A 14,104-nucleotide genomic window follows, 5' to 3' on the forward strand; every position below is an offset into this window, starting at 1 on the left:
AGCAAAAGTGAGCCGTGGCGCTAGGCCGAAACAGGCTTAATCAGCGAGATCCTGCTCCTCGATGGTGATGTTGTGGTTGGTGAACACGCAGATGTCGCCAGCGATGCCCAAAGCGGTTTCGACGATTTCCCGGGCCGACAGGTCGGTTTTTTTCAGCAGCGCGCTGGCTGCGGCCTGGGCGTAGCCGCCGCCGGAGCCCATGGCGATCAGGCCTTCTTCGGGCTCGACCACGTCGCCGTTGCCGGTGATGATCAGGGAGGCGTCTTTGTTGGCGACCGCGAGCATGGCTTCGAGGCGGCTGAGGGAGCGGTCGGTGCGCCACTCTTTGGCGAGTTCGACGGCGGCGCGCACCAGATGGCCCTGATGTTTCTCGAGTTGGCCTTCGAAACGCTCGAAGAGGGTGAAGGCGTCAGCGGTGGCTCCGGCAAAACCAGCGATAACCTGGCCGTGGTACAGGCGGCGAACTTTTTTCGCGTTGCCTTTCATCACGGTATTGCCGAGCGAAACCTGGCCGTCGCCGCCCATGACGACTTTGCCGTGGCGGCGAACTGAAACGATGGTGGTCAAGGGAGAGTCTCCACGCAGCGGGGCGAAAATGCCTTATGCCAACCCATATGGGGGTGGTGGAGCGTTTTTCAACTGTAGGGCGCGGCGGGGGACGAGCGGTGTAGGGCGGGGATGGGATGTTGTCTGATCGATCGTTCCCACGCTCTGCGTGGGAATGCAGCCCGTGACGCTCCGCGTCACTGGACGCGGAGCGTCCCCAGAGGCATTCCCACGCAGAGCGTGGGAACGATCAGTGGAAGGTCAGCGGCTCTGGCGTTGTTGTAACAACAGGTTGCTGAAGCCGCTGCCAGCCAGTTGTTTCTGGGCGGTGGTCAGCTGTTCGCGGTTGCTGAACGGACCGACCAGCACCCGGTACCAGGTCTCGTCCTTCACGGTGCCGGATTCAACCGCCACGGCTTGCCCCAGCAGGATGATCTGCGCACGAACCTTGTCGGCATCGGCTTCCTTGCGGAACGAACCGGCCTGCAGGAAGAACTTGGTCACCGGCGCAGCTTTTGCCACCGGTGGCGCTGGCGGCGGGGTGATACCGGCCAATGCCGCTTGAGCCCGGGCAGTGTCGATCTTCGCCGCTTCCGCAGGCGTCACCGGCGTGGTCGGAATGGCCGGCACTTGTGGCGTCGGCAGGGTTTTCTCCGGCACCGCGTCCGGCGGCACGATCACTTCCGATTCCGGCAGCAAGGTGTAGAAGTCGTACTTCGGCTTCACCGGTTGCGTCGGGCTTGGCGGGGTCTTGTTGGCCTCGGCGATCTTGGTGGCTTTCTGCTGCTCGACTTTCTCGCGCTTGACGCTGTCACTGCTCTTGCCCGGCTCCAGCTTCATCAGGAACACAATGAACGCACCGACCGTCAGGCCGATGGCCATCCACAGCCAACCCGGGATCGGTTGCTTTGCAGGAGCTTGGTAACGGCTGGCGCCACGCTTGGGTGCAGGTTTTTTCTTGGCAGCCAACTTACATACGCTCCAGAGTTTCCAGACCCAAGAGTTCCAGGCCCTGCTTGAGAGTGCGGCCGGTCAGCGCGGCGAGGCGCAGACGACTCTGCATTTGCGCCGGGGTGTCGGCGCCGAGTATCGGGCAGTTCTCGTAGAAGCTGGAGAACAGGCCGGCCACATCGTACAGGTAAGTGCAGAGGATGTGCGGCGTGCCTTTGTCGGACACGTTATTCAGAATTTCGCCGAACTGCGCCAGTTTCGCTGCCAGCTCATGCTCGTGGGGCGCTTCGAGGACGATCTGCCCTTCGACTTCGCTGAAGTCCTTGCCGAGTTTGCGGAACACGCCAGCCACACGGGTGTAGGCGTACAGCAGGTATGGCGCGGTGTTACCTTCGAAGTTGAGCATCAGGTCGAAGTTGAAGCTGTAGTCGCTGGTGCGGTGCTTGGACAGGTCGGCGTATTTCACCGCGCCAATGCCCACGACCTTGGCGATATTGCGCAACTCGTCTTCGGCCAACTCCGGGTTCTTCTCCTTCACCAGCGTGTAGGCGCGCTCCTGGGCTTCGATCAGCAGGTCGATCAGCTTCACGGTGCCGCCGTCACGGGTCTTGAACGGACGGCCGTCGGCGCCGTTCATGGTGCCGAAGCCCATGTGCTCCATTTCCATCGGGTGCGTCACGAAACCGGCCTTGTGCGCGACGGCGAACACTTGCTGGAAGTGCAGGGCCTGGCGCTGGTCGACGAAATACAGTGCGCGATCAGCCTTGAGCACGCCGCTGCGGTAGCGCACGGCCGCCAGGTCGGTGGTGGCGTAGAGGTAGCCGCCGTCGGCCTTGACGATGATCACCGGCAGCGGCTCGCCGTCGGCGTTCTTGAATTCATCGAGGAACACGCACTGGGCGCCGTTGCTCTCGACCAGCAGGCCAGCGGCCTTGAGGTCGTTGACCACGTTGATCAGGTCGTCGTTGTAGGCGCTTTCGCCCATCACGTCGGCCATGGTCAGTTTGACGTTCAGCAGTTCGTAGATTTTCTGGCAGTGCGACAGCGAGATGTCTTTGAACTTGGTCCACAGCGCCAGGCAGTCTGGATCGCCGGCTTGCAGCTTGACCACCAGACCGCGGGCGCGATCAGCGAACTCTGCGGATTCGTCGAAACGCTGTTTGGCGGCGCGGTAGAAGTTTTCCAGATCCGACAGCTCGTCGCTGGTGATCGGGTTTTCCTGCAGATAAGCCATCAGCATGCCGAACTGGGTGCCCCAGTCGCCGACGTGGTTCTGACGGATCACAGCGTCACCGAGGAATTCCAGAACCCTGGCCACGCCGTCGCCGATGATGGTCGAGCGCAAGTGGCCGACGTGCATCTCTTTGGCCAGGTTCGGCGCCGACAGGTCGACGACGGTGCGCTGCGCCGGACCGGCCTTGCGCACGCCGATGTGGTCGTCGGCCAGGGCCGCGTCCAGACGGGTCGCCAGGGCTTGGGTGTTCTGGAAGAAGTTCAGGAAGCCAGGGCCGGCGATTTCGGTTTTGGTGACGTTCTCGTCAGCCGGCAGCGCAGCGATGATTTTCTCGGCCAGGTCGCGGGGTTTCATGCCGGCCGGCTTGGCCAGCATCATCGCAATGTTGCTGGCGAAGTCGCCGTGAGTCTTGTCACGGGAGTTTTCCACCTGGATCGCCGGCGACAGGCCTTCAGGCAACACACCTTCGTTGACGAGTTGGGTGATGGCTTGTTGGATCAGCTGGCGAATGGTGTCTTTCATGGTCTTCTCTTTCGACCGCAAGCGCGGCGGCGCTTCAATGCGCTGGTGGAAAAACTGGGCATTATCCGTTGCGAAGACGAGCTTGCCAACTATAGCGGGCAGGTTATGGATATGTGGGGACTATTCGGCACCCATCGCGAGCAGGCTCGCTCCCACAGGGGATAGGCGTTGATCACAAAACCAATGAACACCACAGACCCATCGTGGGAGCGAGCCTGCTCGCGATGGCGATTTTGAAATCAATACAAATCGACCGGGTCGACATCCAAAGACCAGCGCACCGCCCGCCCGCTCGGCATCTGCTCCAAAGCCAGCAACCAACTGCTCAGCAATCGATGCAACGGCGCCCGGGCCGTGGCTTGCAGCAACAACTGCGCGCGATAACGCCCGGCCCGGCGTTCCATCGGCGCCGGCACCGGCCCCAGCAATTCGATACCGGTCAGGTTTTGCTCCGCTAACAGGCGCTCGGCCTCGCTACACGCCTCATCGAGGAAGCCTTCGGCCTGCCCCGGTTTGTGTGCTTCGGCCCGCAGCAACGCAAGATGCGCAAACGGCGGCAGCCCGGCGGAGCGGCGTTCACTCAACGCCTGTTCGGCAAAGGCGAAATAGCCCTGTTCGGTCAACTGCACCAGCAGCGGGTGGTCCGCCAGGTGCGTCTGGATGATCACTTTGCCCGGCTCTTCGGCCCGCCCCGCGCGCCCGGCGACCTGAACGATCAACTGCGCCATGCGCTCGCTGGCGCGGAAGTCGCCGGAGAACAGGCCGCCGTCGGCATCGAGAATCGACACCAGGGTCACTCGAGGAAAGTGGTGCCCTTTGGCAAGCATCTGTGTGCCGACCAGAATGCACGGCTGGCCTTTCTGGATGGTCGCGAATAACTGATTCATCGCGTCTTTGCGCGAGGTGCTGTCGCGGTCGACCCGCAGCACCGGGACGTCCGGGAACAGAATCCCCAGGCGTTCCTCGGCGCGCTCGGTACCGGCGCCCACCGGTCGCAAATCGACCTTGCCGCACTTCGGGCAATGCCGAGGCACTCGTTCGACATAGCCACAATGGTGGCAGCGCAGTTCGCCCGAGCGCTGGTGCACGGTCATGCGCGCGTCGCAGCGCTGGCATTCGGACATCCAGCCACAGTCGTGGCAGAGCAGCGTCGGGGCGAATCCTCGGCGGTTGAGGAACACCAGAACCTGCTGGCCGGCGGCGAGGGTCTGACCGATGGCTTGCTGCATCGGCCCGGAAATGCCGCTGTCCAGTGGGCGACTTTTCACGTCCAGACGCAGGAAGCGTGGCTGTTTGGCGCCACCGGCCCGCTCATTCAGGCGTAAGAGGCCGTAACGACCGGTGTAGGCATTTTGCAGGCTTTCCAGCGAAGGCGTGGCGGAACCGAGGACAATCGGGATGTTTTCCTGCCGGGCGCGAACCAGTGCCAGGTCGCGGGCGTGGTAGCGCAGGCCTTCCTGCTGCTTATAGGAACCATCGTGCTCTTCATCGATGATGATCAGGCCGGGGTTCTTCATCGGCGTGAACAGCGCCGAACGGGTGCCAATAATAATGTCGGCCTCGCCATCCCGTGCCGCCAGCCAGGCGTCCAGGCGCTCGCGGTCGTTGACCGCCGAGTGGATCAGCGCGATGCGCGCATTGAAGCGTTGTTCGAAGCGCGCCAGGGTTTGCGGGCCGAGGTTGATCTCCGGGATCAGCACCAGGGCTTGCTTGCCGGCCTCGAGGGTTTCGCGGATCAGCTGCAAATAGACTTCGGTCTTGCCGCTGCCGGTGACGCCGGCCAGCAAAAACGCGTGATAACTGTCGAACCCGGCGCGAATCGCTTCATAAGCGGCGCGCTGCTCGGGGTTGAGCGGCAATTCCGGTTGCGCCAGCCAATGCTCGTGGCGAGCGCCGGGGGCGTGTTTGCGGATGTCTACCTGAACCAGATCTTTGGCCAGCAACAGGTCGAGGCTGTCTTTGCTCAGCATCAGTTTGCTCAGCAACTGATGGGCGACGCCGTGTGGGTGCTGGGCCAGGGTCGCCAGGGCTTCACGCTGTCGCGGTGCGCGGGCGATGCGCGGATCATCGAGGCTGGCGCCGGGCGCGGCGGACCAGAAACGCTCCTGGCGTGCTTCGGCGAGTTCGCCCTGACGCAGCAACACCGGCAGCGCCCAGCTCAACGTATCGCCGAGGCTGTGCTGGTAATACTGGGATGTCCACAGGCACAGCTTGAACAGCGCGGGCGGCAGCGGCGGCACGGCATCGAGCAGGGCCAGGGCCGGTTTGAGCTTTTCCGCCGGGACTTCGCTGTGATCGGTGACCTCCACCAGAATGCCGATCATCTCCCGCCGCCCGAACGGCACCCGCAAACGCATGCCCGGGTGTAGCTGGGCGCGCAGGACTCCGGCCGGAGCGCGGTAGTCGAACAGGCGGCGCAGGGGCGAAGGCAGGGCGAGGCGCAGAATGGCGTCGGGCACGCGGGAGTCTCATTGGGCGGGCAATAAATGAAAGGCTGGCGCATACCCTGTGGGACGGCGACTTGGGTCGGGAGCCTAGCAGACGGTCGGACTCAGTGACAGCTTGCGTGTTTGCAAAGGTCTGGTAGAATCCGCGGCCTAATTACGTGCGGTATTCAACAATAGTGTTGGGTGGCGGCACGCTAGCCTGAGGAAAACACCATGAAAGCCGATATCCATCCAGAATACCCAGCAGTTGCCGTAACTTGCAGCTGCGGCAACAAGTTCGAAACCCGTTCGACTTTCGCCAAGCCTCTGTCGATCGACGTTTGCAACGAATGCCACCCGTTCTACACCGGTAAGCAGAAGACTCTGGATACCGGCGGCCGTGTTCAGAAGTTCGCCGATCGTTTCGGTGCTTTTGGCCCGAAAAAGGCCTAAGGCCGATCATTTTGGAAAGTCGTTTCGGCTTCTCCAGACTGATGAAAAAGGCGTCCCTTGCGGGCGCCTTTTTTGTGTCTGCGATTTGGCTTTCCGGTGCCCAGGCTTTCTGCCCGGTGCCGAGCGGGCTGACGCCGGTTGTGGTGCAGCGGGTGGTGGATGGCGACACCTTGCGCCTGCGCGATGGCCGCAGTGTGCGCATGATCGGTTTGAACACGCCAGAGCTGGGCAAGCAGGGCCGTTCCGACGAGCCGTTTGCCGTGGCTGCGCGCAAACGCCTGGAAGCCCTGGTGGCCGCCAGCGACGGGCGGGTCGGTTTGCTGCCGGGTAAAGAAAGCAAGGACCATTACGGCCGTACCCTGGCCCATGTCTACAGCGTCGATGGCGCCAACCTTGAAGCGCAGATGCTCGCTGAAGGCCTCGGTTTTCAGGTGGCGGTGGCACCGAACGTCGATTTGGCCGGTTGTCAGCAAGCGGCGGAACGCAGTGCTCGTCAGGCCGGCCTCGGGCTATGGCGACAATCACCTGTACTGAAAGCGGAGCAGATCAGCGCGTCCGGCTTCGCCGTGCTCAGTGGCCGTGTGAGCAAGGTTCAGCGCAATCGCGGCGGGGTTTGGATCGAGTTGCAGGAATCGGTTGTATTGCGGGTTGCACCCAATATGCTGGAGCAATTCGATGGCGCGTCGCTTGAACAGCTCAAAGGCAGGCAGATCGAGGCTCGTGGCTGGGTGGTGGATCGTTCCCGCCGTGGCGGCCTGAAGCCGGGGCAGGCGCGCTGGCTTCTGCCGCTGACCGATCCGGCGATGTTGCAGGCGATGCCGTAAGAAAAAATTGTAGACATTTTTTCTGTTGATTGTGAACAGTCTATCCCTTGTGTTTCGTGGCTCTTGGCCCAAAGTCGTAGGGCCGGGCGCTTGACAGGGGTGACTGGTCAGTCTTGTGAGGACTTTGCGAGGCGAGTATCCTCGGCGGTCCGTCTGTCCAACAGTAAAAAGCGGAATGCCCATATGTCTGATCTGAAAACTGCCGCTCTCGAATATCACGCCCATCCCCGTCCAGGGAAGCTGAGTGTCGAGCTCACCAAGGCCACCGCTACCGCCCGCGACCTGTCGCTGGCCTACAGCCCCGGCGTAGCCGAACCAGTACGCGAAATCGCCCGCGATCCTGAACTGGCCTACAAATACACCGGCAAAGGCAACCTGGTTGCAGTCATTTCCGATGGCACCGCGATTCTGGGCCTGGGTAACCTCGGCCCATTGGCTTCCAAGCCGGTAATGGAAGGTAAAGGTGTTCTGTTCAAGCGCTTTGCCGGCATCGACGTTTTCGACATCGAAGTCGACTCCGAAAGCCCGCAAGCCTTCATCGACACCGTCAAGCGTATCTCCATCACCTTCGGTGGCATCAACCTGGAAGACATCAAGGCACCTGAGTGCTTTGAGATCGAACGCGCTCTGATCGAGCAGTGCGACATTCCGGTATTCCACGATGACCAGCACGGCACCGCGATCGTGACCGCCGCCGGCATGATCAACGCCCTGGAAATCGCTGGCAAAACCCTGCCGGAAGCCAAGATCGTCTGCCTGGGCGCCGGTGCTGCCGCCATCTCCTGCATGAAATTGCTGGTGAGCATGGGCGCCAACATCGAAAACATCTTCATGGTTGACCGTACCGGCGTGATCCACTCCGGCCGTGACGACCTGAACCAGTACAAGGCTGTGTTCGCTCACGCGACCGAGAAGCGCACCCTGGCTGACGCGCTGGATGGCGCCGACGTATTCGTCGGTCTGTCGGGCCCGAACCTGCTGAGCGCCGAGAACCTGCTGCGCATGGCGGCCAACCCGATCGTGTTCGCGTGCTCGAACCCGGATCCGGAAATCTCCCCGGAGCTGGCACACGCCACTCGCAACGACGTGATCATGGCCACCGGCCGTTCGGACTACCCGAACCAGGTCAACAACGTACTGGGCTTCCCGTTCATCTTCCGTGGTGCCCTGGACGTTCGCGCCAAGCGCATCAACGAAGAGATGAAAGTGGCTGCCGCCAACGCCCTGCGTGAACTGGCCAAGCTGCCAGTGCCTCAGGAAGTGTGCGACGCCTACGGCGGCATCAAACTGGAATTCGGTCGTGAGTACATCATTCCGAAACCAATGGATGCCCGTCTGATCACCCTGATCTCCGATGCCGTGGCCAAGGCTGCGATCGAGACCGGTGTGGCGACCCTGCCGTATCCGAAGAACTACCCGCTGAAAAGCGTGGATGACGTGTTCAACGGCTAAGCCGTTGTAGCGCTTCAACACAAAGCCCCGGTTCTCGCGAGTCGGGGCTTTTTATTGCCTGCGGTTTTTGTGGTGTCTTTGAGGGCCTCTTCGCGAGCAAGCCCGCTCCCACAGGGGTATGCATTCCAATGTGGAAGCGGGCTTGCTCGCGAAGGCGGCCAGACAGGCAGCCCTGGTTTCAGCCGGTGCATAAATTCCAGGCGCAACAAAAAGCCCCGTCTTCCAGAGAAGAACGGGGCTTTTGCGTTGCGCTACGGGATCAGAACAAATCGATCGGCGCGGCCTCGTCCGCTGGCAATGGGCTGCCTGGCGCATTGCCGTTACCCAGCTCGTTCACCGACGGTGGTGTGTCTTCGGCCTTGAACAGTTCGAAGTAGGCGCCAGGGGTGCTTGGGGTGGCTGCACGACCGCTGACCGGGTCGACCCGCAGGCTGAGGATGCCTTCGGGTTCCGGCTGGGTGTGGGGTGGCCTGCCTTTGAGGGCGGCGCCCATGTAGTTCATCCAGATCGGCAGGGCGACGGTGCCGCCAAACTCGCGTTTGCCCAGGCTTTCCGGTTGGTCGAAGCCGGTCCAGACGGTGGTCACGTAATCGGCGTTGTAGCCGGAGAACCAGGCGTCCTTGGATTCGTTGGTGGTGCCGGTCTTGCCTGCGATGTCGCTGCGACCCAAGGCCAGTGCACGGCGGCCGGTACCGAGTTTGATCACGTCCTCGAGCATGCTGTTGAGGATGTAGGTGGTGCGGCCGTCGACGATGCGCTCGGCCACGGCTGGCGTTTGTGGCGCTGTCTGGGCGCTCGGCGCTTCGCCTGGGGTGGCGTTGACCGTGAAGGTGTTGGAGGCCGGTACGGCGATGCCGTCGCTGACTACTTCGCCTTTTGGGACGCTCGGCGGATTGGCGACGAACAGCGTGTCGCCATTTCGGCTTTCGATCTTGTCGATGATGTACGGGCTGATCTTGTAGCCGCCGTTGGCGAAGGTGCTCCAGCCGGTGGCAATTTCCATAGGTGTCAGGGTCGCGGTGCCCAGGGCCAGGGACAGGTTGCGCGGCAGGTCCTGCTTGTTGAAGCCGAACTTGCTGATGTAGTCGATAGTGCGGTCGACACCCAGCGCTTGCAGCAGGCGGATCGATACCAGGTTGCGCGACTTGTAGAGCGCTTCACGCATGCGGATCGGGCCGAGGAAGGTGTTGGTGTCGTTCTTCGGGCGCCAGACCTTGTCCAGGTACTCGTCGACGAACACGATCGGTGCGTCGTTCACCAGGCTGGCGGCGGTGTAGCCGTTGTCCAGGGCGGCGCTGTAGACGAACGGCTTGAAGCTCGAACCCGGCTGACGCTTGGCCTGCATCGCGCGGTTGTAGTTGCTCTGCTCGAAGGCGAAACCGCCGACCAGCGAACGAATGGCGCCGTTCTGCGGATCGAGGGAAACCAGTGCGCCCTGGGCCTGTGGGATCTGGCTGAATTTGAGCGAATGGTCCGGCTGACGCTGCACGCGAATCAGATCGCCGACCTGAGCGACGTCCGAAGGCTGCTTCGGATTGGCGCCCATGCTGTTGGTGTTCAGGAATGGGCGGGCCCACTTCATGCTGTCCCAGGCGACGTGTTCATCACCTGTGCGAGTCAGCACCTGCACGCCGTTCTTGTCGACCTGGGTCACGATTGCCGGTTCGAGGCTGCTGATGGTCCGCTGCTTGGTCAGCTCCAGGGTCCAGGCCTCTCGGGTTTTACCCGGCAGGCGTGACTCGGGGCCGCGATAACCGTGCCGTTGATCGTAGGTCATCAAACCTTCGTGAACCGCGGCGTTGGCCATTTCCTGCAAATCGCTCGGCACCGTGGTGGTGACGCGGAAGCCTTCGGTGTACGCATCGCTGCCATAGCGGCCGACCATTTCGGCACGGGCCATTTCGGCGATGTACGGTGCGTTCACTTCCGGGGTCGGCACATGGTAGCTGGCGTTCAGTGGTTCATTGATCGCAGCGGTGTAGTCGGCTTCGTTGATCTTGCCGAGCTTGTACATGCGCCCCAGGATCCAGTCGCGACGCTCCTTGCTACGGGCCGGGTTGGCCAGCGGATTGAAGCGCGACGGCGCTTTCGGCAGGCCGGCAATCATCGCCATCTGTGCCAGGCTGACGTCACGAATCGACTTGCCGTAATAAACCTGCGCCGCCGCCTCGATGCCGTAGGCGCGGTTGCCCAGATAGATCTTGTTGACGTACAGCTCGAGGATCTCGTCCTTGGTCAGCTGCCGTTCGATCTGCAGGGCCAGGAGGATTTCGGTGGTCTTGCGCGAGAAGCTGCGTTCGCTGGTCAGGAAGAAATTCTTCGCCACCTGCATGGTGATGGTGCTGCCACCGGACTGAATGTGCCCGCTTTTTACCAGCTGGGTAGCGGCACGCATCAAGCTGCTGGGATCGACGCCATAGTGGTTGGCGAAGTTGTCGTCTTCAGCACTTAGTAACGCATTGATGAAATTGGGAGGAATGTCGGCGAAACGGATTGGAGTGCGGCGCATTTCGCCAAATTCTGCGATCAATTTGTTGTCGCTGCTGTACACCCGCAAAGGAATCTGCAACTGAATACTTCTCAGCGCCTCCACGGATGGCAATCCGGGGCTAAGGTAAAGAAAAGCGCCGCTCAGACCCAGGAGCAGTCCGCAGAAAACGGCGACGATGGACCAACCGAAAAATTTCAGCAGACGAATCAAGGCTTTTGGATATCCAGGGCAAAGAATGAATTAGGCATCAGGGTTCAGGCTGTACAGAGAATGACCCGCGCTTGCAGTGAAAGCGGAAAAAACGCTCGGCATTATAAGCATTTTTCCGTGGGGAGCGTCATTTGCGCTTCTGTCAAGACGGGGGGTATTGAACGCAATGGATATTACAGAGTCCGTAACTCACGGATAGTCATAGGGAATTGGTAGTGCTAGGACTCTTCAATAAAAAAGCCAATACGCTTTTGGGGATCGACATCAGCTCCACGTCGGTGAAGCTGCTGGAGCTAAGTCGCCAGGGCGACCGCTATCGGGTCGAGGCCTATGCGGTCGAACCGCTGCCCGCCAGTGCCGTGGTCGAGAAAAATATCGCCGAGCTCGAAGGTGTGGGGCAGGCCCTTGCGCGCGTGCTGGTCAAGGCCAGAACCAGCCTCAGGAACGTCGCCGTGGCGGTCGCCGGCTCGGCGGTGATCACCAAGATCATCGAGATGGACGCCGGTCTTTCCGACGACGAGATGGAAAACCAGCTGAAGATCGAGGCCGATCAGTACATCCCTTATCCACTGGACGAAGTGGCGATCGATTTCGAAGTGCAGGGCGTGTCGGCGCGCAACCCCGAGCGGGTCAATGTGCTACTGGCCGCCTGTCGCAAGGAAAACGTCGAGGTTCGTGAAGCGGCTTTGGCCCTGGCCGGGTTGACCGCGCGCGTGGTCGATGTCGAAGCCTATGCCCTGGAGCGATCGTTTAGCCTGTTGGCAACCCAGCTGGCCGCCTCTCAGGAGCGTCTGACCGTGGCGGTGGTCGATATCGGCGCGACCATGACCACCCTGAACGTGCTGCACAATGGGCGAATCATCTACACCCGTGAACAATTGTTCGGCGGCCGTCAACTGACGGAAGAAATCCAGCGCCGTTATGGCCTGACGGTCGAGCAGGCGGGGCTGGCGAAGAAGCAGGGTGGTTTGCCGGACGATTACGTCAGCGAGGTCTTGCAGCCGTTTCGTGAGGCGTTGGTGCAACAGGTGTCGCGTTCGTTGCAGTTTTTCTTTGCCTCCGGCCAATACAACTCGGTCGATCACATCCTTCTGGCCGGCGGCACCGCCTCGGTCTCCGGGCTGGATCGGTTGATCGAGCAGCGCCTGGGTACGCCGACCCAGGTCGCCAATCCATTCTCCGACATGACCCTGGGCAGCAAGGTCAACGCCGGTGCCCTGGCCAGTGATGCCCCGGCGCTGATGATCGCCTGTGGGCTGGCCCTCAGGAGTTTTGACTGATGGCGCGGATCAATCTTTTACCCTGGCGCGAAGAGTTGCGCGAAAGGCGTCGCCAACGCTTTTTGCTGGCGTTGGTCGGTGTGCTGGTGGGGTCAGTGGGGGCGCTGTTGATTACGGATCAGGTCATTAACGGCGCCATTGATCGGCAAGTTGCCCGTAACGATTACATCGCCAGGCAGATTGCCGTGGTCGATGAGCGGATCAAACAGATCAGCGACCTGAAGGCTCGCCGTCAGCAACTCGTCGAGCGCATGCGCATTATCCAGGACCTGCAAGGCAACCGGCCGATCAGTGGGAGGATTTTCGATCAGTTGGCGCGTACCTTGCCGGATGGCGTGTATTTCACCGAGGTGAAAATGGTCGGCAAGACCTTGTCCATCACCGGTGCGGCGGAGTCCAACAATCGTGTTTCGGATTTGATGCGCAATCTTGATGCGTCCGACTGGTTCGATGCACCCAACCTTACGGAAGTCAAAGCGACCACCGCCGGTCAGCTGGATCAGACCAATGTTTTTCAGTTGACCGTCCGTCAGACTCAGCCGGCCATTGAGGGGGGTGCCAAATGAGGCCGTCCGAATGGCTCGAAGGGCTGCGCAAGATTGACATCAACGATCTGGACACCAACAACATGGGGTCCTGGCCAGTGGCGATCAAGGCCCTGGCGAGTGTCCTGCTCATGGTGCTGGTGCTGGCGCTGGGCTACAGCTTCTTGATCAGCGACCTGCAAAACCACCTCGAACTCAAGCGCGAGGAAGAGTCGACGCTCAAGGAGCAGTTCGCGACCAAAGGCCACATGGCGGCTAATCTGGAGCTGTATACCCAACAGATGAAGGAAATGGAGAACTCCTTCGGCGTTCTGCTGCGCCAATTGCCCAGCGACACCGAAGTGCCCGGGCTGCTGGAAGACATCACCCGCACCGGCCTGGGGAGCGGCCTGGAGTTCGAAGAGATCAAGCTGCTCCCGGAGGTCGCCCAGCAGTTTTACATCGAGCTCCCTATCCAGATCACCGTCACCGGCGCGTATCACGACCTGGCCACTTTCGTCAGCGGCGTGGCCGGCCTGCCGCGGATCGTCACCCTGCATGACTTCGATCTGGCGCCGGCCAATCCCGAAGGCGGTCCGAAGTTGCGCATGAGCATCCTTGCCAAGACCTACCGCTACAACGACAAGGGAGTGCAGAAATGAGCCCGGCTCGTTGCCTGTCGATGGTGATGTGTCTGGTCGTCCTGGCCGGCTGTGGTGGCGGCAATGATTTCAGCGATCTGGACGCCTACCTGAACGAAGTGCGCCTGCGTGCGCCCGGCAAGATTGAACCAACGCCGACATTCCGGTCTTACCCGACATTCACCTACAGCGCTGCCAACCTGCGTAGCCCGTTCTCCCGGCAGGTCAGGGTCGATCTGGCTGGCCAGAAGCGCGGCTCGCGCAACGTCAAACCCGACCCCAATCGGGTCAAGCAGTACCTCGAAGGTTTCAACATCGAGCAATTTGAAATGGTCGGCACGATCTCCAATGCGACCGGCTCCTTTGCACTGTTGCGCGGGGCGGGCGGTGTGCATCGGCTGAAAGTCGGCGATTACCTGGGGCGTAACGATGGACGGATTGTCGCCATCAGCGGCTCGCAAGTCGATGTGGTCGAAATCGTTCCCGATGGCGAAGGCGCCTGGCTGGAGCGGCCGCGGACCATCCCTTTGAAAGAGCACTCATAGTGGAA

The 14,104-nt window shown here is 61.3% G+C and carries 12 protein-coding genes; 7 read left to right on the top strand and 5 right to left on the bottom strand.

Going from position 1 to position 14,104, the window contains the following annotated elements:
* Positions 1-36 precede the first annotated feature (36 nt).
* From hslV to AACY49_RS15370, 4 genes are all read right to left on the bottom strand, one after another.
* Positions 37-567, bottom strand: coding sequence for an ATP-dependent protease subunit HslV (gene hslV / locus AACY49_RS15355; protein ID WP_258697941.1), 531 nt, complete (start codon positions 565-567; stop codon positions 37-39).
* Between the two features lie 240 nt (positions 568-807).
* A complete protein-coding gene (locus AACY49_RS15360) occupies positions 808-1,515 on the bottom strand; it encodes an SPOR domain-containing protein (protein ID WP_320392500.1) in 708 nt (235 codons plus the stop codon).
* A 1-nt stretch (position 1,516) separates the two neighbouring features.
* Positions 1,517-3,253, bottom strand: coding sequence for an arginine--tRNA ligase (gene argS, locus AACY49_RS15365; RefSeq protein WP_339524836.1), 1,737 nt, complete (start codon positions 3,251-3,253; stop codon positions 1,517-1,519).
* Positions 3,254-3,492: 239 nt separating this feature from the next.
* Entirely contained in the window at positions 3,493-5,712 is a 2,220-nt protein-coding gene (locus AACY49_RS15370; protein ID WP_258697939.1) for a primosomal protein N', read from the bottom strand.
* 201 nt (positions 5,713-5,913) lie between these two features.
* Between AACY49_RS15370 and rpmE the strand changes: the two genes are divergently transcribed.
* From rpmE to AACY49_RS15385, 3 genes are all read left to right on the top strand, one after another.
* Complete coding sequence (rpmE, locus tag AACY49_RS15375; RefSeq protein WP_258697938.1) at positions 5,914-6,132, top strand: 50S ribosomal protein L31; 219 nt, start codon at positions 5,914-5,916, stop codon at positions 6,130-6,132.
* Positions 6,133-6,173: 41 nt separating this feature from the next.
* Positions 6,174-6,956 (top strand): thermonuclease family protein, encoded by a 783-nt coding sequence (locus tag AACY49_RS15380; protein WP_258700802.1) that lies wholly within the window; start codon positions 6,174-6,176, stop codon positions 6,954-6,956.
* A 183-nt stretch (positions 6,957-7,139) separates the two neighbouring features.
* A complete protein-coding gene (locus AACY49_RS15385; RefSeq protein WP_258697937.1) occupies positions 7,140-8,408 on the top strand; it encodes a malic enzyme-like NAD(P)-binding protein in 1,269 nt (422 codons plus the stop codon).
* A 259-nt stretch (positions 8,409-8,667) separates the two neighbouring features.
* Here the strand turns inward: AACY49_RS15385 and AACY49_RS15390 are convergent, their stop codons facing one another.
* Positions 8,668-11,106 carry a penicillin-binding protein 1A gene (locus tag AACY49_RS15390; protein ID WP_445262643.1) on the bottom strand — a complete coding sequence of 813 codons (2,439 nt, stop codon included), beginning with the start codon at positions 11,104-11,106 and terminating at the stop codon, positions 8,668-8,670.
* 218 nt (positions 11,107-11,324) lie between these two features.
* Between AACY49_RS15390 and AACY49_RS15395 the strand changes: the two genes are divergently transcribed.
* Genes AACY49_RS15395 through AACY49_RS15410 form a run of 4 tightly spaced genes read left to right on the top strand, consistent with a single transcriptional unit; the run spans position 11,325 to position 14,099 of the window.
* Positions 11,325-12,389 carry a pilus assembly protein PilM gene (locus AACY49_RS15395; protein ID WP_258697935.1) on the top strand — a complete coding sequence of 355 codons (1,065 nt, stop codon included), beginning with the start codon at positions 11,325-11,327 and terminating at the stop codon, positions 12,387-12,389.
* Complete coding sequence (locus tag AACY49_RS15400) at positions 12,389-12,955, top strand: PilN domain-containing protein (protein ID WP_258697934.1); 567 nt, start codon at positions 12,389-12,391, stop codon at positions 12,953-12,955. Before AACY49_RS15395 ends, AACY49_RS15400 begins: the two co-directional genes overlap by 1 nt.
* On the top strand, positions 12,952-13,575 hold the full coding sequence (pilO, locus tag AACY49_RS15405) for a type 4a pilus biogenesis protein PilO (protein ID WP_320392494.1): 624 nt from the start codon (positions 12,952-12,954) through the stop codon (positions 13,573-13,575). Before AACY49_RS15400 ends, pilO begins: the two co-directional genes overlap by 4 nt.
* Entirely contained in the window at positions 13,572-14,099 is a 528-nt protein-coding gene (locus tag AACY49_RS15410) for a pilus assembly protein PilP (protein WP_320392493.1), read from the top strand. Before pilO ends, AACY49_RS15410 begins: the two co-directional genes overlap by 4 nt.
* The last annotated feature ends 5 nt before the right edge of the window (positions 14,100-14,104 follow it).

This window comes from Pseudomonas sp. EL_65y_Pfl2_R96 (assembly GCF_963970905.1).
Classification (GTDB): Bacteria; Pseudomonadota; Gammaproteobacteria; order Pseudomonadales; family Pseudomonadaceae; genus Aquipseudomonas.

Bases quoted from the DNA above. Each gene is read 5' to 3' on its own strand.
- argS (WP_339524836.1), bottom strand. From the start codon at position 3,253: ATGAAAGACACCATTCGCCAGCTGATCCAACAAGCCATCACCCAACTC.
- rpmE (WP_258697938.1), top strand. From the start codon at position 5,914: ATGAAAGCCGATATCCATCCAGAATACCCAGCAGTTGCCGTAACTTGC.
- AACY49_RS15380 (WP_258700802.1), top strand. From the start codon at position 6,174: ATGAAAAAGGCGTCCCTTGCGGGCGCCTTTTTTGTGTCTGCGATTTGG.
- AACY49_RS15385 (WP_258697937.1), top strand. From the start codon at position 7,140: ATGTCTGATCTGAAAACTGCCGCTCTCGAATATCACGCCCATCCCCGT.
- AACY49_RS15400 (WP_258697934.1), top strand. From the start codon at position 12,389: ATGGCGCGGATCAATCTTTTACCCTGGCGCGAAGAGTTGCGCGAAAGG.
- pilO (WP_320392494.1), top strand. From the start codon at position 12,952: ATGAGGCCGTCCGAATGGCTCGAAGGGCTGCGCAAGATTGACATCAAC.
- AACY49_RS15410 (WP_320392493.1), top strand. From the start codon at position 13,572: ATGAGCCCGGCTCGTTGCCTGTCGATGGTGATGTGTCTGGTCGTCCTG.